The organism is Pleionea sp. CnH1-48 (assembly GCF_024124665.1).
In the GTDB taxonomy this organism is placed as follows: domain Bacteria; phylum Pseudomonadota; class Gammaproteobacteria; order Enterobacterales; family Kangiellaceae; genus JAMXSB01.
Window position 1 is genome coordinate 59,984 of the sequence record NZ_JAMXSB010000012.1, and the last position, 23,457, is coordinate 83,440.

At 42.9% G+C, this 23,457-nt stretch carries 18 protein-coding genes; 4 read left to right on the top strand and 14 right to left on the bottom strand.

Annotated features, from left to right (window positions below; genetic code table 11):
• Nucleotides 1-19: 19 nt before the first annotated feature.
• The gene (locus tag NH399_RS18345) at nucleotides 20-280 is read right to left on the bottom strand and encodes an acyl carrier protein (protein WP_253042640.1); all 261 of its coding nucleotides are present in this window, start codon (nucleotides 278-280) and stop codon (nucleotides 20-22) included.
• A 232-nt stretch (nucleotides 281-512) separates the two neighbouring features.
• Between NH399_RS18345 and NH399_RS18350 the strand changes: the two genes are divergently transcribed.
• Together NH399_RS18350 and NH399_RS18355 are read left to right on the top strand one after the other, a co-directional pair.
• A complete protein-coding gene (locus tag NH399_RS18350; RefSeq protein ID WP_253042641.1) occupies nucleotides 513-2,612 on the top strand; it encodes an NAD-dependent epimerase/dehydratase family protein in 2,100 nt (699 codons plus the stop codon).
• A gap of 5 nt (nucleotides 2,613-2,617) precedes the next feature.
• Nucleotides 2,618-3,742 carry a glycosyltransferase family 4 protein gene (locus NH399_RS18355; protein WP_253042642.1) on the top strand — a complete coding sequence of 375 codons (1,125 nt, stop codon included), beginning with the start codon at nucleotides 2,618-2,620 and terminating at the stop codon, nucleotides 3,740-3,742.
• Here NH399_RS18355 and NH399_RS18360 read toward each other — a convergent pair.
• Genes NH399_RS18360 through NH399_RS18420 form a run of 13 tightly spaced genes read right to left on the bottom strand, consistent with a single transcriptional unit; the run spans nucleotide 3,732 to nucleotide 20,390 of the window.
• The gene (locus tag NH399_RS18360; protein ID WP_253042643.1) at nucleotides 3,732-5,342 is read right to left on the bottom strand and encodes a sulfatase-like hydrolase/transferase; all 1,611 of its coding nucleotides are present in this window, start codon (nucleotides 5,340-5,342) and stop codon (nucleotides 3,732-3,734) included. The genes NH399_RS18355 and NH399_RS18360 overlap by 11 nt on opposite strands.
• Nucleotides 5,342-6,616, bottom strand: coding sequence for a putative O-glycosylation ligase, exosortase A system-associated (locus NH399_RS18365; protein ID WP_371876097.1), 1,275 nt, complete (start codon nucleotides 6,614-6,616; stop codon nucleotides 5,342-5,344). Before NH399_RS18365 ends, NH399_RS18360 begins: the two co-directional genes overlap by 1 nt.
• Before the next feature lie 20 nt (nucleotides 6,617-6,636).
• Complete coding sequence (locus tag NH399_RS18370) at nucleotides 6,637-7,773, bottom strand: glycosyltransferase (RefSeq protein ID WP_253042645.1); 1,137 nt, start codon at nucleotides 7,771-7,773, stop codon at nucleotides 6,637-6,639.
• Nucleotides 7,770-8,966: a TIGR04063 family PEP-CTERM/XrtA system glycosyltransferase gene (locus NH399_RS18375; RefSeq protein WP_253042646.1), complete on the bottom strand. Its 1,197-nt coding sequence runs from the start codon at nucleotides 8,964-8,966 to the stop codon at nucleotides 7,770-7,772. The genes NH399_RS18370 and NH399_RS18375 overlap by 4 nt, the downstream gene beginning before the upstream one ends.
• 47 nt (nucleotides 8,967-9,013) lie before the next feature.
• Entirely contained in the window at nucleotides 9,014-10,207 is a 1,194-nt protein-coding gene (locus NH399_RS18380; protein ID WP_253042647.1) for a TIGR03087 family PEP-CTERM/XrtA system glycosyltransferase, read from the bottom strand.
• Nucleotides 10,200-12,089, bottom strand: coding sequence for an XrtA/PEP-CTERM system amidotransferase (locus NH399_RS18385; RefSeq protein ID WP_253042648.1), 1,890 nt, complete (start codon nucleotides 12,087-12,089; stop codon nucleotides 10,200-10,202). Before NH399_RS18385 ends, NH399_RS18380 begins: the two co-directional genes overlap by 8 nt.
• A 2-nt stretch (nucleotides 12,090-12,091) precedes the next feature.
• Nucleotides 12,092-13,561: an exosortase A gene (gene xrtA, locus NH399_RS18390; RefSeq protein ID WP_253042649.1), complete on the bottom strand. Its 1,470-nt coding sequence runs from the start codon at nucleotides 13,559-13,561 to the stop codon at nucleotides 12,092-12,094.
• A gap of 7 nt (nucleotides 13,562-13,568) precedes the next feature.
• Nucleotides 13,569-14,597 carry a FemAB family XrtA/PEP-CTERM system-associated protein gene (locus NH399_RS18395; RefSeq protein WP_253042650.1) on the bottom strand — a complete coding sequence of 343 codons (1,029 nt, stop codon included), beginning with the start codon at nucleotides 14,595-14,597 and terminating at the stop codon, nucleotides 13,569-13,571.
• Complete coding sequence (locus NH399_RS18400) at nucleotides 14,594-15,445, bottom strand: XrtA system polysaccharide deacetylase (protein ID WP_253042651.1); 852 nt, start codon at nucleotides 15,443-15,445, stop codon at nucleotides 14,594-14,596. Before NH399_RS18400 ends, NH399_RS18395 begins: the two co-directional genes overlap by 4 nt.
• 2 nt (nucleotides 15,446-15,447) lie before the next feature.
• A complete protein-coding gene (locus NH399_RS18405; protein ID WP_253042652.1) occupies nucleotides 15,448-16,974 on the bottom strand; it encodes a hypothetical protein in 1,527 nt (508 codons plus the stop codon).
• On the bottom strand, nucleotides 16,961-18,169 hold the full coding sequence (locus tag NH399_RS18410; RefSeq protein WP_253042653.1) for an XrtA-associated tyrosine autokinase: 1,209 nt from the start codon (nucleotides 18,167-18,169) through the stop codon (nucleotides 16,961-16,963). The genes NH399_RS18405 and NH399_RS18410 overlap by 14 nt, the downstream gene beginning before the upstream one ends.
• Before the next feature lie 9 nt (nucleotides 18,170-18,178).
• On the bottom strand, nucleotides 18,179-19,720 hold the full coding sequence (locus tag NH399_RS18415; protein WP_253042654.1) for an XrtA system polysaccharide chain length determinant: 1,542 nt from the start codon (nucleotides 19,718-19,720) through the stop codon (nucleotides 18,179-18,181).
• Nucleotides 19,721-19,754: 34 nt separating this feature from the next.
• The gene (locus NH399_RS18420) at nucleotides 19,755-20,390 is read right to left on the bottom strand and encodes an XrtA/PEP-CTERM system exopolysaccharide export protein (RefSeq protein WP_253042655.1); all 636 of its coding nucleotides are present in this window, start codon (nucleotides 20,388-20,390) and stop codon (nucleotides 19,755-19,757) included.
• Between the two features lie 211 nt (nucleotides 20,391-20,601).
• On the opposite strand from NH399_RS18420, the gene serA reads away from it, so the two are divergent.
• Both serA and NH399_RS18430 read left to right on the top strand, forming a co-directional pair.
• Nucleotides 20,602-21,831: a phosphoglycerate dehydrogenase gene (serA, locus tag NH399_RS18425; protein WP_253042656.1), complete on the top strand. Its 1,230-nt coding sequence runs from the start codon at nucleotides 20,602-20,604 to the stop codon at nucleotides 21,829-21,831.
• A 138-nt stretch (nucleotides 21,832-21,969) separates the two neighbouring features.
• Nucleotides 21,970-23,436 carry an oligosaccharide flippase family protein gene (locus NH399_RS18430; RefSeq protein ID WP_253042657.1) on the top strand — a complete coding sequence of 489 codons (1,467 nt, stop codon included), beginning with the start codon at nucleotides 21,970-21,972 and terminating at the stop codon, nucleotides 23,434-23,436.
• The last annotated feature ends 21 nt before the right edge of the window (nucleotides 23,437-23,457 follow it).

A 23,457-nucleotide genomic window follows, 5' to 3' on the forward strand; every position in this document is an offset into this window, starting at 1 on the left:
TGCTTGGATTAGTGAACTATCATGCGGATGTTTTTAACTGCTCTACAAAATTTGCCAAACTACCAATAGATTCAAAGACTTCTGCCGATAATTCATCGTCAGGGATGGCTATTTGCCAGGTCTCCTCTATTGCCGAAATTACCGAAACAATGGACATAGAGTCGAACTCAGGAATACTGCCTAACAGCAGCGTATCTTCGTTTAATTCCACCTTGTCATCGAGCGATAATATTTCGACCACCAACTGAATTATCGTTTCAACTAAAGCGGTACTAGCCATACAAAGACACCCTCAAAACCAGAAAATTGCGCCAAAGAGCGGCATTGTATCAAGAGATAGGGGATCTTTTCACCTTTTTGTTGTATCTCCAAACTCAGATGATCTTGCCTGCTTTGAGGCAATTGCATATACTTCGCGCTAATAATGTTAGTGCCTCAATTTAGCAGGTGATCTGGCGTTCAATAAGCCTATATATGAATGGATTGCCTCTCCTTACAGGGAACCCCAAGTTATGTCGAAATATCGTGTCTGTCTTATTGGTGCAGGCTTCATTTCTGAAGTACACGCCGAAGCCATCAACAAAATAGCCTCTACCGAGCTGTCAGCGATTGTTGACATCAATGAATCGGCTGCCAAAAACCTTGCCAGCAAGTTTTCGGCTCAGCATGTATTTACATCTATTGAGGCAATGATCGAGGCCAATGTAGCAGACGTCTGTCACGTATTACTACCACCTCCACTGCATGAACCCGTTGTCAAACAATTGCTTAACGCAGGAATGCAGGTACTAGTAGAAAAGCCTGTTACTATTGATTCGTCCGAAGCTTACGCTTTAGCAGAGCTAGCAAAAGATAAAGATCGCATTTTGGGTGTTAACCATAACGCCATCTGGTTCCCAGTCTTTAAGCAACTACGTGACAAGCTGGCATCTGGCAAATATGGCCAACTAAAACATGTAGATTGTGTATTTATGGCACCATTGAGACAGCTTCAGGCGCGCCAATTCAGTCATTGGATGTTTGCCGAGCCAGGTAACATCCTGTTAGAACAGGCCGTTCATCCTCTCTCTCAAATTCAGGCCTTAGTGGGCGAAATCAAAGAATTTAAGGCTTTGCGTGGTGATACCGTTACCTTACCTAACGGACAACCTTTTTATCCTAAAATGAGCGCCACCTTATTTGCCGATAAAGCACAAGCTCAGTTTCACTTTGAAGTTGGTGTCGAATATCAAGTTTGGCGTGTTAGAGCCGTTTGTGAAGATGGTGTTATTGAAGCCGACTTAGTTAACGGTCAGCTGTCAGAATCAGGAAAAACACGCTACTTGGATGCGATGGACTTCTGGCTTGATGGCGTAAAGAAAAGCGCCCGCGCTTTGTGGCAAGGCACACGGGATATATCGAACTACGCGATGGCTTTGTCTGGCTTAAAGGAACGTTCGGATTCTTTTTATCAAGGTATCAGACACAGCGTTGCCGATTTTTATGAGCAACTGTCTCGCAACACGGCACCGATGACTGACGCAAACTTTGGTGGCCATCTGGTTAAGCTTTGTGAAGACATCTCATCCGAAGTCTTTGATGTAAAAGCCGATATTAAAGAACGAGAAATCAAAACCGACGACAACTTCGACGTCTTACTATTAGGTGGCACAGGATTTATTGGTCGTCATACCATGACGCAGCTTTTAGCAGCAGGCTATAGCGTTGGTGTGATGGCGCGAAATATGAACCAGCTCGACGATTGCTTCTATCAAGACGGCGTCTCGTTAATCAAAGGCAACATAACTAACAGTGAAGATGTAGAAGCCGCAATAGCCCGCTCAACTTACGTTGTTAATCTTGCTCATGGTGGTGCTTCTGGCAGCTGGGAAGCGATACGTAATGCCATGGTAGGTGGCGCCGAGCGCATCGCTCAAGCGTGTTTGAAAAATAACATCAAACAATTGATTCATCTCGGTTCTATTGCAGGGTTGTACTTGGGTGACAAAAGCCCAGCAATTACTGCGACAACCTTACCGGATCCACAAAAAGAAGAACGTGGTGAGTACGCTCGAGCAAAAGCCGAAGCCGATCTGATGCTATTGGATATGCACCGTACTCAGGAGTTACCGATTGTACTGATGCGTCCAGGTGTAGTGGTTGGTGAAGGTGGTATTCCTTTCCATTCTGGTATTGGTCTGTTCAACAATACTCAACATTGTATTGGTTGGAACCAAGGCAACAATCCTCTGCCTTTTGTGTTGGTCGACGATGTGGCATCAGCCATCGTACAAGCCATCAAAAAAGGCGTTACGGGCAAATCTTACAATCTAGTTGGCGACGTGCAACTTAATGCTCGTGAATATATAGAAGAGCTGGGCCGAGTATTAGGTCGTCCATTGCATTTCCATTCACAGGCAGTTTCGAGCCTTTACGGTGTAGAATGGTTCAAATGGTTGGTAAAGAAAGCCGCTGGCCGCAATGTTCCTTCTCCTTCAATGCGTGACTTCAAGTCTCGTGGCATGGTCACACCTTTCGACTGCCATGCAGAAAAGTCTGATCTTGACTGGCAGCCAGAGTCGAATCGCCAAGCCTTTATTGAGCGTGGCATTCACTGCTATCGTCCAGAATAATCATCATGAGTCAGACACAAACAATGGAGGGGCGTCCCTCCATTTTGCATGTATTTTCGACTTTCAATATTGGTGGTCCTCAAGTTCGCTTTGCGCAATTGGCGAATGCCTGGGAGGATCAGTTTCACCATCATATTATTGCAATGGATGGAGCCACCAACTGCACCAGTCTCTTAAATGACAAGCTGTCATTTGAGGTTGAAAATAATCCCGCACCAACAGGTGGATTGGTTCATCGTTTAAAAACCTTGCGTCAATTTTTGCAACAACATAAGCCCGCCTTGTTAGTCACCTATAACTGGGGAGCCATCGAATGGGCTCTGGCGCGCTGGGGACTATCGATCCCTCATATACACATAGAGGATGGTTTTGGTCCTGAGGAACAAAATCAACAAATTCCTCGACGAGTGTGGTTCCGAAAAATTGCTCTTAAGGGCGCTGACTCTGTGATTGTGCCATCACAAACTTTGGCAAAAATCGCGACAGATTATTGGCAGGTGCCATCCCGTAAATTGCACTTTATTCCAAACGGTGTGGATCTTAAACATTTGGATAACCCAGAGCGACAGCGTTACCGTTCACTGTTTTCCAGAAGTTCTGCATTGCGAATAGGAACCCTGGCGCGTATCCGCAAAGAAAAAAACATTCCTCGATTGATTGATGCATTTGAGTGGCTGTCAAAACACCACGATATTGAACTCTATATTGCAGGTGATGGCCCAGAGTTGGATAGCGTTTCGGATTATGTTCAACAATCCTCAGCTCAATCTCGTATTCATCTGGTAGGTAACATCAAAAACCCAGCAGACTTTATCTGTCATTTGGATGTTTTTGCTTTGTCTTCTGATACAGAGCAAATGCCCTATAGCGTCCTTGAAGCAGCTGGCGCCAGTTTGCCAGTCGCTGCTGTTGATGTTGGCGATGTTAAAAATTTGGTGGCCGAAGAAAACCGCCAGTTTGTTAATGGCAATGATAGCGAAGCTTTGAAAATCAGTCTTGAAGAAATACTTAGTGATGCCGATCTACGCCAACGTTTGGGAGCAGCCAACCGAACATTCTGCCAACAACATTTCGATCAAAACGTCATGATAGAGCGCTATCTAAACATGACGCTGGAACTCATTGGTTAATATCGTTCCAAATCACTTTTTCGCCATAGCGCACATTAAAATTAGAAATAAACCGAGGCTTGTTTTGTGGAGGTTCAAACAAGCTCGGTGCTTTTGATTCAAATCCCAAGACCTGTTTAATGGTTTCACCGACCTGATAATGAGACATCTGATTCATGGCCGCTGGCACATTCTTTTGCGCCAGCTGCAACCAGTGCTGCTGTCCGGTTACAATAAACAAAGGTACTTTGCCTTCATCTGGGCTAACCCGTCCTTCATTGCAGTGCGTAGACTTCATGCGATCAGTCAACTGTAGAGACTGGCCGTGATCAGAAGTATAGATTAAAAATGTACTCGAAAAATCAACGTCCAACAAGGGTTTGAAGAACTGCGAAACACTCCAACCTACAGCTTTTAAATATTCTTGCTGCCAACGAGTACCTTTGAGTTTTTCTTTAGTTGCCGTAACAAAAGTTTCTTCATGCTCACGCTCATCTTCGTCGTGAGGATACTTGTTAGAATACGGAAAATGCGCTCCCATTTTTTGTACAAAGATAAACTCTCGAACACCGTTATTCATTAACGATGCAATCTTTGCGCCTGCTGCAGCATCTTTTTCGAACTCTTTTAAATCAGGAAATTGTAGCCACATATCAATAAAAGCCACTTCGCTTTCCTGCATATAATTTTGAAAATTAAGCGAGTCCATCTGAGCATCAATGTAGACGGTCTTAAACCCATTCGCTTTTGCATACTCCCACAAAAATGGATTGATCTTAGACGCCACAACAGGTGCATCAACCCCCGTTGCCGTTCGTAAAATCAAATTCGTGCTTGCGCTGCAATTGGTTGCTGAAGCCGCTACACCAAAATTACTCAAATAGGGCGTTAAAGGTTTAATATTTGTCGCAACACCTTTGTCTTTATTGATATCGAGCCAATCACCTCGAACGCTCTCACCAACCACCAAAATAACATCTTCTACTAATGGTTGTGCAATAGGTTTATCCGTTAAAGTTTGTCGCTCTAGCTTATCGTCAAAAATCATTTGATAAAAAGCATAAAAGGAAACATAAGACAGCGAGCTGATTTGATAAGGCTGGCCCGAGAGGCCCTTACCGCCTCGTGCATACAAAAGCCCCGACTGCAAAATCACCGGAACAATCAGAGCGAGCCACGCTATTTTGTTGGAACGCGCCCAGTGTGGAAGCGTATGGATTGATTCTCCGGTTAAATATAAGAGGACCATACCAACAATAATAATGACCCAGGAATAAATAACTTCAGCTCCATAGGTTTGCAGTACTGAAAAACCATGTGCATTTTCTTGCATGGAAGTTTCAATAAAATGCATGGATAAAAATTGCTCGCTGATAACTTCGTGGCTAAAACCAAAGAATCCACTGACTATCAGAACTAAAAAAAGCAGAGTTTTGGTCGTACTCTTTTTTTGCGCTGTAATAAGCCATAACGAGCCATAAGACAGAACAAACAAAAAGAGATAGGCACTCCATGCAAACCAGGAATCCAACTGCTGTAAGCGATCAACAATCTTCCAGTTAGTCATAGCAATGACAACAAAGACCGCCAGGCTGTGAATTAGTTTTTCGCGACTCATCATTACATCATGCTCTTGAGTTTCGGCTTTTCTTTTGCTGCCTGCTCTTCTTTTAAATGCCGTTCAACCACGATTAACAATGCGATGATGGTATACGGATAATCAAAATATCCTAATCCAAGGAAAGTTCCCGCCGTACCGTAGGCAAATAAGCTATACCAAAGACAGTCGCTGAGAACCGACATATCTTTGTTACCTTGCTTCAAGGCGAGTTTACGCAATTTTTGCGCTTTTAACCCCCCTCCAATAAAAATAGATAAAAATATCGCTAATCCGACCCATCCTTGTTCACCCAGGATCTCAAAATAAATACTATGAGCATCATGGTATCGATCAGGCTCAGGAGCATAACTGGTGGTGGCGAAAAGGTAAGGAGTAAATACTCGAGCCCCCCCTCCAGTTAATGGATAGTCATTAGCTAAATGGAAAGCATAGTACCAAGAGTTGACCCGCCCCATTGCAGACTCATCTTCATCGGCTGCTTTTAGCGTATTCATACGATCAAACCACTGTTGCGGAACAAGTGGCAGCGCCAGTGAGCCTATAATGGCAATCGCTACTATGCCTTTAATTCTTTGCTTAGAGCGCATAAGTGCAATAAAACCCATCGCTACAGTAGCGAGCATTGCGCCACGAGAATAGGTCATAAGAACAGCAACGACAGTAATCGCTGTCGCTCCTAACACCGCATGCCGCTGCCATGTAACCGTAAGGGTAGAACGAAGAAATACCATAAGGGGCACCGTCATTAGCAATGCCAGTCCCAAGTGATTGTTGTCTTCGATAAAGGTACCGACGGGTCCCCAAACCCGGTGATTACCTGCGGTCAGTACAGCGAAGATCCCTCCTTTAACACCATAAAAACCAAAAGAAATCGCAATGGCGGCCACCATCATGACGATCTTTTCTCGAGTGTTAACCAAAATGATAACCACAACGATAAAAACCATACTCTTTACAAAACGATCCCACTCAGCAAATGCTCCGTCGGGATTCCAAGCAAATATAGTGGTTATCGAAAAATGTAAGGTAAAGAGGAGCATTAAGATGGATAGGTTATTCCAATAGAACTTGCTTTTATCTTTGGAAATAAACATGGTCAGCAAAGAGATTGCAGAAACACCCACCACAACAGGCAAACTGCTTAAGAAACCCCAACTTAAACGATGAGGACTCATAAAGTTAAGACAGGCCCAGGTGAGCACGCCATAAATAGGCCGGCGAAATGCCATAGCAGCCCCTACGACGATAAACCCTAGCAGTATTAAATCTCTCACCTTTGTTATTTAACCTCAGTCTATTGCACTACCGATTGATATAATTCAAATTGTTTTTTGCACACAGACTCCCAATCAAATTTTTGTGCAATTTGATGAACCTGCCCTTTATTAAAACCCTGTTGCTCTGCTCTGCGAACGGCATCGGCAATACCCTCAGCAGAACGTTGCTCTACAAAAAGTCCAGTGACATTCTCGTCGATGAGATCTTCACAAGCTCCCACTCGTGTTGCCAATACGGGAGTACCCGAAGCCATGGACTCTAATACAACATTGGGACAACCTTCATGACTGGAACAAAGCAAAGTAAATTTCGCACGATTGTACCATTCCACTAAAGCTTCTTGAGCGATGTTATTCACAATAGTCACGCGAGACTCCAGCCCCAGCTCCTGGATTCTTTGTTCCAGTTCATGTTGTTTAGATCCTGAGCCAATAATAACTAGACGATAGTCGGTTAACTCTGGCATGGCCTCAACAATTAAGTGATGCCCTTTTAAATCAATTAAGTTGCCAACAGAAAGCAATAATTTGTCTTCAGTTAACTCAGGTTGCTGCAATCGAAACAATTGATTATCGACACCATTTTCTAACGTAACGACTTTCTTAACTGCTGGTTGCAGTTGCTTTACGTTCTCTGTTAATGGTCGACTGACACCGATAACAGCACTCGCCTCGCCTAATGCTGTTTTAATTTTCTTTTTATTATCAGGATGTTGATCCGGTAATACATTGATATCCGAGCCACGAACACTGAGCACATAAGGCAGGTTTAATTTGTTTGCTAACAGTGCAGTTGCCGCTCCATCAGGGTAAGCATAGTGTGCATCGATAATGTCGTATTGATTGCTGGCTGCTTTTGCATAGGCCTGCGCAATGAAATGTGGTTTAAAGCCAAAAGCTCGCCCCGGAGCGGAGAGGAATCTGGGGTGGTGAACCGTTAAGCTCTTCCAACGAGTGGTGGCAGGGATCTCTTTAAGATGCTGGTAAGATGGCAGCAAATGACTACCTGGAAACCAGGCAATGGGCGCAACCACCTCGATATCAACATCGCAATACTGTTGCAGTTGATGCAAACGATTGGCGATAAAAATACCATGTCGAGGCTGCGCAACATTAGGAAATAATGTCGTGACCGTAAGAACTTTTAAAGTCATTGGCTGATCGATTCATAGAGAGGCTGATAACGCGATACTGAGTTTTTCCAGTTACGATCATGCTCTACGTATTCTCTACCCAGCTTTTTAAACTCAGACCATTGCTCTTTTTTGCTAATCACTTCATCAATAGTTTTAGCCAGAGCAGCCACGTCATCTGCAGGAAACAGAAATCCAGTACGCCCGTGATCAATCAATTCACGATGTCCACCGACATCTGAAGCAACCACTAAACGGCCTTTGGCCATCGCTTCTAATGGTTTCAAAGGGGTAACGAGCTCTGTCAATCGCATGGATTTACGTGCGTATACAAAGACATCGATCAGATCGTAATAGCGAGATACTTCTGAATGAGGAACTCGTCCGGTAAAGATGACTCTATCTTCGATGCCTAGCTCTGAAACCAGCCCTTTAACCTTCTGTTCTTCGTTGCCTCCACCGACTAACAATAACTTTGCCGGTGTTTCCATCTTAGGCAAAGCACGCACAAGCAGATCAATGCCTTCATAAGAGTAAAAGGAACCAATAAAGCCGATAACATTCTCATTGGTCAACTTGAGTTCTTCAAGTAATGCTTCGTCTTTTGCACCATCGAACTCAAACTGCTCAACGTTTACTGCATTAGGGATTACTGTAATTTTTTCTTCAGGGAATCCTCGGGCGATAATATCCGAGCGCAAACCTTCACAAATACAAGTGATCGCATTCGCTCGCTCCATAACATAGGTTTCCATGTGTCGAGTGATTCGGTAACGCATGCTATTTTCAGTGGTTGTGCCATGATCTACCGCGGCGTCTTCCCAGAAAGCACGCACCTCATAAACCACTGGAATATTATATTTCTGCCCTACCTTTACAGCCGCCAAGCCATTTAATGCGGGTGAGTGGGCATGAATGATATCGGGCTTCTCCGCCTTCACAACTTTCTCGAGTCGTTTAGTTAATCCAGCGACCACATCATACTGGTTTAAAATTGGCACTCGAGACAGTTTTCCTTTAGGGGTTCGATAAAACTTTAAGCCCTCAACCTCTTCTTCACTTTCTTCGTAAGGAAAATGTTTTGACCCAGTGATATGAATCGTCTCGTACCCTAACTCGTGCTGATGTTTTAAGATCGAGCGTGTGCGAAATGTATAACCGCTATGCAGTGGAATGGAGTGATCCAATACATGTAATATTTTTTTGACAGTCATCTTTTTACCAACAATATTGTTAATTGACTAACATTATCAATCGAAGGTTAAGTCGAAGGCACTAGCTGCTCATCGACACGGGATAAACATGAATCCCAGCTATAAAAACGAGTGACGTACTCACGCCAATCACCAGAGGTTTTCTTTTCCAGTTGTTCCAGGCAACATTGAGCAAATGCATCAGGCTCGTTATAACAAAGCTGATCCAATGCTTCGGTTTCGACAAGCCCTTCATAAGCAGCCGATGTAACAACGACTGTTTTATTCAAGGCAAGTGCTTCTAAAACCTTATTTTGAATGCCACGAGCAATTTGCATTGGAGCAACCGCTAAATCAGCATGAACGATGTAAGAACGAACATCAGGGACTCTTCCGGTCACACTAACATCATCACTGGCCAGAGCTAGCACATCTTTGGTCGGATTTGATCCCACAATAGTAAAATGAGCGTTTGCATAACGCTGTTTAATAATCGGTAAGGCTTTTTCGCAGAACCATTTTACAGCATCAACATTGGCCCAATAATCCATTGCGCCAGTAAATACAATATTGACCTTATCGGCAGGCAAAGGATTATCATACTCACGATTAGGATCAAAAAACTCCAGATCCACACCATTATTGAAATAACCCACTTTAGCACCATTATCACTACTGATTTTTTGCAACAACGCGGCTTCTTTTTCTGACACTAAAAAGGAGTAATCAAACTCACCAACGATTTTTCTTTCGTAGGTTTCCAGAAAACGGTGTTCTCTTTGATACACCCAACGAGAAATACCTTTCATGCTTTCGGCATATTGACGCCACTTGTCAGAGTCTACATCGACAAAGTCAATATAACGGCTCACCTGTTGGTGTTTTTCTAGGTACTGCGCCATCGAAGAAGAATAAGCAACCGCCTGGGTGATGTTATGCTTCGCGATGGTTTCATCAACCCACTGGCGCATTTTACTATCAGCGTAATAAGGAATTGTTAATGCCTGGCCAGTCAGTAGAGCGGGTAAAGCTCTCACTTTTGCGAAAGTAGGATTGAGTGATAATACACAAACATCACGACAGTACTCTTTCACGATATCGACATATTGCCAGTCATTCTTATCGTCAATAAAAGTCGCGAGATAAATATCGTATTGTTTACTTAAGTGCTTCAATAAATGAAACGAGCGAATTTTATCTCCCTTATTAGGAGGGTAAGGCAGACGATGTACCAAATATAAAAGGGGTTGTTTTTTATTCATGATAATTATGTTTTTGTAAGAATTTTTCTAACATGAACAATGTCCACAGCGGTGCAGCGAAGTCTCTTTTCGCCGAAATGTGCTGATCAATCATCCAGCCTAAGTATTGATTATCAAAATAGCCAGTCTCTGCAATAGAACCGCTATTGAGCTGCTGTAACTTATCTTTTAGCGGTCCTCGGAACCACTCAGACAATGGAATTCTAAAGCCCATTTTTTGACGATAGAGCAGGTCGTTAGGTAACTTAGGCTCCATGGATTTCTTGAGCAAATACTTACCAATGCCTCGTTGCAATTTAAGCTCAACAGGTAAAGTTGCCATCCACTCAACCAGTTTATGATCAAGAAAAGGCACTCGAACTTCCAACGAGTGTGCCATACTGGCGCGATCTACCTTTGTTAAAATATCCCCCAGCATATAGCTTTTGATATCTAAATACTGAGTTAATGCTAACGGATCATCTGTATTGGCTTTTCGTTCGATATCACGAAACACATCAATTGCATGATAATCTTGAGTTTGTCGGCGATAAACTTTAGAAAATAACTTGTTTCGCACAGAGTCACCAACAATCGATACGCTTTGAAAATAACCTGCAACCGAGTCTCTCGACAGCGACTCAAAGGTACTTTTTGCTCGAACAAAACGCGGTGCCCAATCCATTTTTGGATAGACCGTTGCTAATGGACCAAACAACATACGACGCATACCATCCGGCATAAATCCACGTAACTTATCTTCTGCGGCCTGGAATTTATAACGTCGATACCCGGCAAGCATTTCATCAGCACCATCACCGGATAAAGCTACCGTTACTCTTTCTTTTGCCAACTGACACACTCGATAGGTCGGCAGAGCAGAACTGTCAGCATAAGGTTCATCATAAAGATCAACTAGCTGATCAATCAGCTCAAAATCATCAGCTGCAATAATCTTAGATAGATGATTCGTTTGATAGCGATCAGCGACCTGATTAGCATAATCACTTTCGTCATAGTCTTTTACATCAAAACCAATAGAGCAAGTATTGACTGGCTCATTCATCAGCTCTGACATAGTAGCGACAACCGCACTCGAGTCAACGCCCCCAGAAAGGAAAGCACCGAGTGGAACTTCAGCTACCAAACGTAAGTCAATAGCTTCTTTAAAACGGCGTAGCAATTCTTCTTCGGCCTCTTCGGCACTGCCTTTAAAACTATTATCAAAAGTGACGTCCCAGTATTGCTCGATACGCTGCTTGCCAGTCGATAAGTCCAGCTCTAACCAATGACCGGGCTCCAGTTTGTTTGCAGCATGGTAAATAGAGTTTGGCTCAGGGATGTAACCAAGACTCAAATATTCTTCGAGGCTTTCTACTCTTAGCTTTTTCTCAAAATCAGGATGTGCATAGAAGGTTTTAAGCTCGGAACCAAAGATGAAGTCTCCCTTAGAAGTCCAACCATAAAACATGGGCTTAATACCCAAACGATCTCGCACTAAATAAACTTTTTTGGTTTCACGATCATAAATAGCAAAAGCAAACATTCCTCGGAGCTTTTTGATACTCTCTGTACCCCATATCTGGAATGCCTTTAAAATGACTTCAGTATCGCAGTGAGTAGAAAAAGAAACGCCTTGTTGCATTAACTCTTGTTTAATCTCGTTGAAGTTATACACCTCACCGTTATAAACAATAACAAAACGTCCATCATCCGTTTTCATTGGCTGTTGGCCTGATGCAACGTCAATAATGGCAAGACGTTTATGGCCTAACATAACTAACTCGTCAGAAAAATAACCATCTTCGTCGGGGCCACGGTGATGAATACTCTGATTCATATTACGTAAGCAGCTATCGGTAGAGTAGCCACTTATATTTAAAATTCCGGTTAAACCACACATATCTACAAAATATCTTTTTCGAATTGTTTTAAAACGCGGTACGCTTTATCTTCAACTTGTGATAATTCAGAATTTTCGACAGCTATCACAACCACAAAACTATTATTCTCTGTTGCTGTTAATTGTTGATACAAATCCGTCGTCATAGCATTTAATCGACCTACGACTTGTTTGCCTCTTAAATACTGAACGGTTAACAGCCACACCGTCTGCTCTCTGTTATTTTGAACTCGAGTCCAGACACCATAAGGAGAAGAACGTCGCTCTAATTCACGCCACTCTTCTTTATCAAACTCACTATTGATCGATGAGAATATCTCGGCTTGATTCAATCCAGCATACTGATAGACATCAATCGCCCAAGGTTTGTACTCTATCGACTTACCAAACGAAATCTCTTTTCTCGCACCAGTATACTTACCCTTTAGCAGACTAGTCTGTGGTTGCCACCCCTCTTGATTTAACTGCTCCCAATTAACATCAACCAAAGGCGCATTCATTTTGGAATGAATAGGAACCACCGCTGCGACGATCAAAAATCCAATAACAACCGTACCTATGACAAAGCTCGACGAGCCTTTTCCGGCACTTAAACTTGTTGTCTCGCTTTGTTCCCCATCATCAGAATCCTTATTAGGCTTCTCGGCGAAGGTTCGGCCAATAGCAAATAACAGAAAGAGCACCACGCCAAACCAGATCCAACCATAGATGATATGGTCAACACCCGTTGCGTATTTATGATCCGATAGGTGAGCGATCATGATGATGCCGTAAGCACGAATCCCATTAGCAATAACAGGAACGATCAAAGACAAAACAACGAACAGAGCACGACGATAAACCGATTGATATTGATAGTAGGCATAAAGAACGCCCAGAGTGAAAGAAGCAATCAGATAGTTGATACCGCTACAAGCTTCCGCAACAAAGAAGTTGCCTGTTGGAATAGAAATATAACGACTGTCCAGAAAGACAGGAATGCCCGTTAGTTTTAACATTTCTACAGAAAAAACAGCGGTGATGTCTCGTAATGCAGGAACAAGCTCTGAGCCAAAAGGCACGGCAAAGAACAAGAAGAATAGTGGAAACCATATCTTCCTTGATAACTGCATACCAAAGCATGCAATGACCAACGACTGTATCATTAGAACAAGGGCACCTTGTTCAAATAGTTTCACATCGACTAAATTAGCGCACAACCAGATAAAAGCAGCAGCAATAAACAGCAAGCCACCACGCAGGTCAAGACCTACAGGAATACCAACGAGCGACTCTCGCTCAGAATAAATCAAGTAGGCAGAAATAGGGAAAATCAAAAAACAATGATTATAAGTATCTGAATTCATCCAGATGGTAAACATATCCATCAAGGTTGAATAGCTACCGATCAAAAGCAAAGCAGAGCATAACGCAAAGATGCTTGTTGCTTGTTTCATCCCATAGTTTTCTTTAAGCATTAATGTCGCCGACATGGAAGTCTTATCCTAAGTTGCGAGAAATAACCGGGCCAATTCTCCGCGCGATAGGTAGAGGCAGGCGCTTCCAGGCTTCGATGAATATGCGATACTTTGGATTAAGGGGATTAACCTCAGGGATCTGATCCGCCTTATTTAAGAAATACTGGTAGTGCAGAGGCTTAGGTTCAAAGCCCCAGTTTTTCTTAAAGAAGTAAGCACCCGTATCGACTTTACTGCGGCCATAATCAAAAAACTTCATACCTTTTTCGACAGCATGCTGCATCAAAGACCAGTACATAAAGTCATTTCCGGCCAAGGCTCTGGCTTTGCTGGTTCCACCACCATAAAAAGGCAGAACCGTGTCTTTATAGTAAAAGTTCATCACCGATGTGACTATCTCACCTTCGTGAGTCGTTGTAAGAACATCACACATGTCGCCAAAGGTTTCTTTTAATGCACGAAAATATTTGCGAGAAAATACTGGCGTACCTAGGTTTCGAACACTGGTTTCATAAGCCAGAAAGAAGTTATCTAAGGTATCATCAATTTGATATTCAAGTTCGAATTTGATGGCTTTTCTTACCATAGCTCGCTGCTTGCGAGGGATGGCTTTCATGTTTTCGTCGTGATCAGAACTCAGCTCTTTAATAAAGGTGCAATAAAGCTCTTTGGTAGGCCAATCACCTTCTACCGATACAGGTTCTAAGTTGCGTAACTCTAAAGAGTCGGCATTATTTTCAACAGTGAGCTTTTTAGCGTACTCTAAAATTTCCAGCTCAACATTCTGGTCATTAGCAATAACTCCACCATAGACACAAAATGGATTAGAAACCATATTGCTACCAAACAGAATGCTTTTAACATGAGTCAAAGGCAACACGCCGGTTATGGTGCCTGAGTCATCTTCGGCAATTAAATAATAGGTTTTGTGCTTAATGGCTTTATCAATGACTTCCTTCCACTCAAAACGATGGAAGAAAGTACCAGCTGGATGGTTATCGACAAACTCGTTCCAGCGCGCCTTGTCGGAATCGCTTGCGATTCGGATCATGCCTGATTCTCCAAGAAAATTGTGTCCATTCTTCCCCAATTAAACTCACTGGTTAATCGGTCAAGACGATGATAGGTTTTATCCAAGTTTAAGTAGTGTCTAAATCGACTTTTTGCCGATAAGCCTTCTGGTCTTGGCTGTTCAGGATCCACTTCCCAAGGATGGAAATAAAACAGAGCAGAATTATTTTCACCTTGATTAAAGCGTTTTAGTAAACTGCGATAAAGCATGTAAGGGAACAAACGAAAGTATCCACCACCACCGATCGGTAGGTTCTTGCCCATCAAAGGAAAGGTTGTAATAGGAATTTCAACTAACTCTGGGGCGTTATCTGGGCGATAAGCGAATCTCGGCGCATCAGGAATGCCATAAAGATCATGCTTAACAGGATAGACCGATGAACTGTATTGATAGCCTGACTCTTGCAAGACTTCGTGTGCCCATAGGTTGGCTTTAGAAATCGAATAACTCGGCGCTCTGTAGCCTCGTACGGCTTGTCCACCAAGATCTTCCAGCAGTGCTTTGCTGTCTTTAATATCTTGGCCAAATTCTTCAGGAGTCATCTCAGTGACACGTTGATGAAACATACCATGAGAAGCAAGCTCATGGCCTTCATCAACAATGCGTTTTATGACCCCTGGATTCTGCTGTGCCACGATGCCTAAGGTAAAGAAAGTTGCCTTGATATTTTTCTCGGCAAATAGATCGAGTACTTTATGAGTATTTTGTTCAACTCGAGGTTGAAACTCACCCCATTTTTCTCGCGGAGCAATGGGTTCGAACGCAGACACCTGAAAATAGTCTTCTACGTCAACCGTCATTGCATTGGTAATGGTTTTAGCATTCATCTCTAAAAGGTTCTATTAAAACTTAATTCAACTCGTGTTTCATCGAACTGAAGATCGTTCAAAGAAACGGTTTGGTTGAGCCTGGATGCTTCCAGCTCAACAGATGTTTTGATTCCTGGTGTATAGCGCCAGCTAAATAATATTTGATCGAGTTTGGAGTCTTGCGAAGTGAAAGGAAACTCAGTATTTTCAGCCAAGACCTGCATTTGATAAATACTTCTTCTTCCCGCCAAATAAGCTATCGTTACTTTTCCACCGGATAAGTTTTGATAAACAAAATCTTCTCCAACGGGTATGCGCTCGCCTTTTTGCAACTCTACTCCAAACTGAAAACGATTCGTCTGATACGACCAATAAGCTTCGCTTCGTTCAAGGATAAAGTCTGTAAAAGTAAGCCGATCCGATACAATCGGAATAAAATCATCAGGATCGGGTAACCCAGTACCAATAAGATTATTTTGCAATGGCAGCTGAAGAATCGACTCAGAAGATTGATTCTCTAAGTTGCGGCGCTTGAGTAATCGAAACTCGCTACGTTTACCAAGTGTTCGCCACTCAATATCAAACTGGGAGCCCTGCAACTGCCCTAAATCGCTTTTGGTATAGGTTGCTGTAATGCTGCTGCGCTTTTGTACAAAATAACGCAGGGATGCTTCAGAAAATCGATCACCGTAGACCGCTTCAAAAGAAAACTTAGAACGCCCGGTAAAACGAATACCGCTTGAATAGTAGGTGCCGTTGCGCTCTTCATCGACGGCACTGATGTCATCATTGATGTGTCCACCGCGAGCAACAAAATCCCAGCCGCGAGAAATTGGCACATAAAAGCTGGCATCGTGGGATTCGTATCGTTTGTCTTCTTGATCCGTATACTTTTGCTTTGTTTCTGTAACGCTGGAGCTAATGTACCACTGGTTACGACGCGTACTACCATTAGACAATCTCAGCTGTGCCGATCCGACATCGCTATCATTAAACGCCGTTTCTGAACTCAATGTTTGAATTTGATGATCGTAATCAATCTTGCTAAACGAGAGATTTAGGTTAACAGCTAGTAGCGCACCAAACTTTTTATCCAAGTTCAAAAAAGCGGTGTCAGATTGAAAGTCGGCTCGATTCTCAGAGATGTTTATATTGCTTAACGCTTTAGGCCGCAAAAAGCTGGAATAGACCTGATCGCGAGTCGAGCGAAAACCGAACTCTGCTGCTTTTGCTTTAGAGTGAATCGACGAGCTAAAGTTATATTGCTCATACTGCTCATCTTCAACGGGATAATTGCGATAATTAATATTCTCAATATTAAAATCCAGTCGTGACGACCAGTTAGGTGCTTGCTTATTCCAGTCCAGTTGAACTTCAGTGACATCAACAATGGCACTAATGGGATTTTCTTCATCCAATAGTAAGTTATCAGTATGTACACGCGAAACCGTTATCGCTGGAGTAAAATAATCTTCGGCGATGCTGGTTTGGTGTAAACAGGAGAGAATAAATGCAGTGCAATAAAGCCGATGCCTAGTCCGATTCATATCCATAGCCATAGTAGTGACTGTCCATTTGTCGCTGACTTTTATTGAGTACCAAGCCAATGGCGATTTCATCTTTCAAATTCAGTCGTTCAATTGACTGTTCTAATTCTTCACGCTTGGTATTATCAGCTTCTACCACTATGACAATTTGCCCCACATGAGTCGACAAAATGCCAGCTTCAGTTGTTGTTAACAACGGCGGTGAATCAAGTATGATGATTCGATCAGAGTAGCGTTTAGAAAGCTCATGCATGAGCTGCTCCATTTTACCACTCGCCAATAACTCGTTGGATAGATGATGAGGCTTACCAGAAGTGATCATACGTAATGTAGGAAAATCCGTTCTAACAATCACTTCGTTCAAGGTCGCTTTATCAGTAAGGTAGTCTGTCAATCCTTTGGTTTCAGGATCCAGACCAAAAAAGCGAGCCACAGAAGGACGGATAACATCACAGTCGACCAACAAAACGGTTTTATCACGCTCGGCGGCAATACTCATTGCCAAGTTAATCGCAGTAAAGGTTTTACCTTCATTCGGGTTACTGCTTGTCACCATAACCAAGTTGCCATGGTCAGATTTAAGATTGCCTTTTCCTGCCGCATTCAATAACAAGGGGCGTTTGATAAGACGATATTCTTCTTTAATTTTGCTACGAGAATCATCAGGAACCACCATACTCATGGCATGTAGATAATCCATATCCAAGGTCATCTTGATGATGCCATCATCGTCTTCGACCATATTACTACGGGGACCATTTTCTTTCAGTTCCGCAGCATCCGGCTGTTTATCTTCCGGTGTTTTTGCTTCTTCCGCTTCAGTTGAAGTTGGCTCGCTCACAGGTGCTTGCGGCACTTTTGCAACGGGAGGTTTAGGATGGCTCGGCGCAGCTTCAGCCGTTATCTCAACTTCTTCTAACTGCTGTTCAAACTTATCAATAACACTGTCATGCACAGGATTGGTTTCTGGCATGGGGCTGGTTTCAGCTACCGATTTTTCAATAGAAGAGGTGGCTGGCGTTTCAACCTTTGGTTTTGTTTCAGCTTCTTTGGCAGGCTCAACAATTGGTGCAGGCTTTGCCGCAGACTCAACTTTGGGTTGATGAGCATCAGTGGACTCTTCCCTGGATGCTTCATCAGCCTTGGGATCTAGGTTTTTTTCTAACTTCTGTGCGGCTTTTTCGATCAAATCCATGTTGGCATCCTAAATGAGCTGAATCTTAAGCACTTCTATCGCAACACAGCCGACATAAGCAGCAAGTAGCATAGCAAATACAACTAAAAACAAAATTCGTTTAAACCAGCGTTTGCGAATTTGTTCTTTACTAAGCACCATAGAAACAGTGCCAATCACAGGCAAACTGATTGCCGAATTAAGCGATTTAGAGTCATAGAAAGTGGTATTAACCTGAGACATAAGCAACGCAACGGCTAAACCAACGCCACATCCGGCAAAAAGAATCAGGGTATAGAATATAAGACGTTTAGGCCCAACAGGATCCGATGGTGTTTTAGGCGCATCATGGATCTTAAACTTCAATTTGTTCGATGACTGCTCTTTCTCTTTTTGAATACGAGCCTGCTCACGCTTGGTCACCATGCGATCGTGATGCTCTTTGATAATGCCGTACTCACGAGTCAGATCGGCCAGCTTTTCTTCAACCAGTGGCAGTTCATGAAGCAATGCCTCAAGCTCTTGCTCTCGCTTACTGTAGTCACTCACTTTTACTTTTAATGACGACACTCGAGCTTCAACTTCACCGATAGCTATACGAAGTTGTTGATAAACAGGATTTTCAAAAGAAGGATTCTTCTTGGTTTGAGCGCCCATAGAAGAAATCATCGAAGCTTTCTGCTTTCTTAGAGACTCAATCAAGCGTTTGGCATTGAGTACATCAGGATGTTGCTCGGTATAACGTAACAACAAACTATCGAGTTGTGCATTAATTTTTGCAATACGTTGGTCAATCTCTGGAACAGACACCTCACTCACATCAACATCAGAGGAGCCGTTTAATAATCTTTGCTCTTTTTCTAACTGTGATTTTAACGTTTGCAGTTCGTTTTGGGATTGTTTCAGCTCCAGAGAAGCTTCTCTTACTTTAGATTTGGCTTCTTGCAAACGTTGATAATAATCTTTGCCCTGCTCAGGTAAGCGATCCAGATTATTCTGTTTAAACTCAGCCAAACGAGATTCAACATCTTGCAATTTAGCTCGATAGCGATCAATTTGATCGTCCAAGAATTTTTGCGCCTGATCCGAGTCTTTGCGCTTATCTCCCAGCGCTTTTTCTTGGAATAAATCCAACATCAACTGAACAATCTGACGCGCCAATACGGGGTCATTGTCCATGTAGCTAATAGTAAAAACGTTATCAAGACGCTGTTTCTTAAAGGAAATCTTACCTTTTACGGTTTTCACCAGAGCGTCCAGCTCAGATTCTGTTTTTACCTGAAGGTCAAGGTCAGCTTTTCGAATGATTTTTTCGATATTGGTGTTCGACAGCACTTCACCTTGCAACAACCTTAACTCTTCTGTTGAGTCTGTGGTTGCGCCGCCAATTACGTGCTCCAATACAGAGAAGGTGTCTACTTCAAATTTTGTCGATGCCTGAAACTGATCTGGCATTTTCATCACGAATGGCCATCCAGCCAAACATAAAACCCAGGCAATAAAGACTGCCTGCCATCGATAACGTGCGATACCTCGCACGTAGTGCATTATCTGATCAATTAAATCTTGCATTGTTCATCTCTTACCTGAATCAGCTGATTCACTATTAGAACCAAGCTTCAGGAATGATTAGTACATCCCCAGGCAACAATTCTACATTAGCGCGAATATCTCCACCGCGAACCAAATCATCTAAACGCACTTTGTATTCTCTAGGAACGCCATTAACAACTCGAAAGATACGCGCATCGTTGCCATCGGCAAACTCTGTTAAACCACCTACAGCGATCATGACATCCAGCAATGTCAAATGTTGACGATAAGCCAACACTCTCGGCTTAGCTGCTTCTCCCACTACTCGGATTTGCTCGGACAAGGGACCAGAAAAGCCGCGAACAGTAATAGTAACAATGGGATCTTTAATGTAAGTAGCAAGAACTTTTTCGATATTTCTCGCTAATTGAGAAGGAGTGATATTGCTGGCATTCAGATCTTCAACGAGAGGCGTGGTAATTTTACCATCAGGACGTACAACGACCTTGGCAGAGACTTCAGGATTGCGCCAAACGAACACATCAAGAGAGTCGCCAGGACCAATTAAGTATTCGTAAACATCCGGTGATGATGTAAAAGGTTGTTTTAAACGCGCTGACTCCAAATATGGGATACCTGAGCACCCAGAAAGAAAAGCTAAAAAAGTCACTAAAAACAGAGCGTTACAAAACAGATTTTTTCTTAACATACGTCAATGTCCTTATCGAGCAGAAGCGCCGAAATTAAGCAGTTATTGTGCCGTTTTTTTGTCAAAATAGCAACTCAGTACGAGGTGGTTTGAGATATCTTTAAGAATAATTTAAAACCCGGGTATTGCCAAAAGATAGTGGAAGTTCATAATTGAATTGATTATTCTTTTTGCTACTACTGCATTGCATCAATTTAATGGAGCATAGGCTGTGACAAACAAAACATCACTTGATAAAAATAAAATAAATATCCTTTTGTTGGAAGGTATCCACCCTAATGCCGAAGCCGCTCTGCGCGTCGATGGTTATACCAATGTCACAGCATTGAAAACCTCCCTCTCTGGTGACGAACTCCACTCTAAGTTAGCAAACACTCACTTCTTAGGAATACGTTCAAGAACGCAGATCACACCAGAAGTTCTGCAACATGCCCCCAAATTGGCAGGCATTGGCTGCTTCTGCATTGGGACCAATCAGGTCGATCTGAGCGCCACTCGCTCTCTTGGTATTCCTGTTTTCAATGCACCTTTTGCAAATACACGTTCAGTGGCAGAGCTGGTTCTGGCCGAAATGATTCTGTTGCTTCGTGGTGTTCCTGCCAAGAACGCTGCAGCCCACCGTGGAGAATGGATCAAATCGGCAGCAGGCTCTTATGAAACTCGCGGCAAAACTCTGGGCATTGTTGGCTATGGCCACATTGGCACTCAACTGGGTATTTTGGCCGAAAACCTGGGCATGACGGTGCAATTTCACGACATCGAAAATAAACTGACACTGGGCAATGCGCGTCAGGTTGATAGCTTCGAAACCTTGCTTAAGACGTCCGATATTGTGACTTTCCATGTACCAGAAACCGCCCAGACCCAAAACATGATGGGTCCGGAGCAATTCGCACAAATTAAAAAGGGGGCATTACTAATCAACGCTTCACGGGGTACCGTTGTTGATATTGATGCACTGGCCGCTGCTTTAGAAAGTGAGCAGGTTGCAGGGGCAGCCATTGATGTGTTCCCCAAAGAGCCTAAATCGAATACGGAAGAATTTGTCTCTCCGTTAAGAGCGTTTGATAATGTCATACTGACACCTCATATTGGTGGCAGTACTCAAGAAGCCCAAGCGAACATCGGCACCGAAGTAATTGATAAGCTCATTCGCTACAGCAATAACGGCTCTACCCTGTCCAGCGTAAATTTCCCAGAGGTTGCTTTACCTGAACATACCGGTCGTCATAGAATATGCCACATTCACAAAAACGAACCCGGTGTACTTTCTGCAATCAACGATATTTTCTCTTCGAGAAAGATCAACATTTCAGGTCAGTACCTACAAACCAACGATGATGTGGGTTATGTGGTTACCGATATTGAAAAAGCCGATGATGAATTAGTCTCTGAGCTTAAAGCCATTAATGGCACTTTAAAAGTACGGACTCTCTACTGATTTGATTGCAGTCTATACCCAAAGTATTTCAAGGTGCAGCCAACACCGCTGCGTCTTGAAAGGCGACAGGTATATCTAATATTGGGCTGACACCAACGGCCCAATATTGTGTCACTACCGGGCAAAGGATTGTCCTTAATGTCATCTAACATTTTATTAAAACACTCCGTACTCTACGCCATAGGAAACATTGCGAATAAAGTCGCGGGTTTCTTAATGCTACCTTTATATACCTCAAAGCTTTTGGTTTCTGATTATGGTGTCATAGAGACCATCGACCTATTGGTGATGGTATTTGCCATTTTGCTAGGTATGCACGCACTTGGTAGTGCTCAAATACGTATCTTTCACGAAAAGAAAGAACAAGATCCCTATAAAGTTATTTCGACGTCCATGTTGTTGGCGGCAGTGTTTACTGGCGTCATAGCGGCACTGGGGTGCGTCTTTGCCGAGAGCATATCAGAGTACTTATTAAAATCCGATCAATACACGCTTGTGGTTCAATTGAGCTTTTTGTCACTGGTCTTTGTGACTCAGATCGAGCTGTTACTTATTTATAAACGTCTAAAAGGACAAGCCGTCTACTTTGTAGTTTTTTCGCTAGTTCGACTATTCGCTTCCATTGGACTTAATGTTTACTTTATTGGCTATCAAGAAATGGGATTGATGGGCTTTGCCTACAGCGTCATCATCACATCGGTAGTTTTCTCACTGGTTTTGCTCGCAGACTTTATTTATCACCATCGCTTATCCTTTGTTGGTGATGTTGCCAAACAACTGATCAAGTTCGGCGCACCACTCATTATGGCCTCTGCCTCCATGTATGTTATTCACTTCCTAGATCGTTTTGTGGTGAACTACTATCATGGCCTGGAAGAAGTCGGTCTTTACTCGCTGGCTTATAAGTTTGCGTTTTTAGTGTCGGTATTAGTTGGCGAACCTTTCAATCGAGTGTGGGATGTTAACGTATTTGACTATGCCGAGAAAAAAGACTGGAAGCCCTACTTTGCTAAAGTATTTCTCTATTACTCCATTGCGCTGTTTAGTGTGGCTTTAGGCATCTCTATTTTTATCGATAACTTGCTCGGCTGGATCATTGATGAAAAATTTGCCGGAGCACTCCTGTTTGTACCCTTCCTGTTGATGGGTTACGCCATCCGTGAACTCGGAGATTTCTTTAAACAAGTGCTCTTTATTAATAAGCGCTCGAAAGATGTGGGACGAGTTTCGTTTTATGCTGCCTTGGCGAACATTCTTTTGAGTTTCTTACTGATTCCTTTTTATGGTGCTTTAGGTGCTGCCATTGCCACGTTACTCACCTGGAGTTTGTACTGCCTATGGCTATGGTGGCTACAACACAAAGAGCACCACATTCAATATCCTTTCTTCAAAGTGTTTGCCTATATAGGTTTGTGCACAATCTTAATTGTCGCCAATGCCTTCTACTCAGCAGAATCTTTTGTCGTTGACTTTATCATTAATCTGATGATGGTTGGAGCGATGTTATTGGTCATCTTCTACGGCTTCATCGCTTCAGAAGACAGGAACAACATCACTCATTTTGTAGCGTCAAAATTAGGTCGCAATAATCAGGCAAGCAGTTAATTGTTACCGTCCCCGATTCCA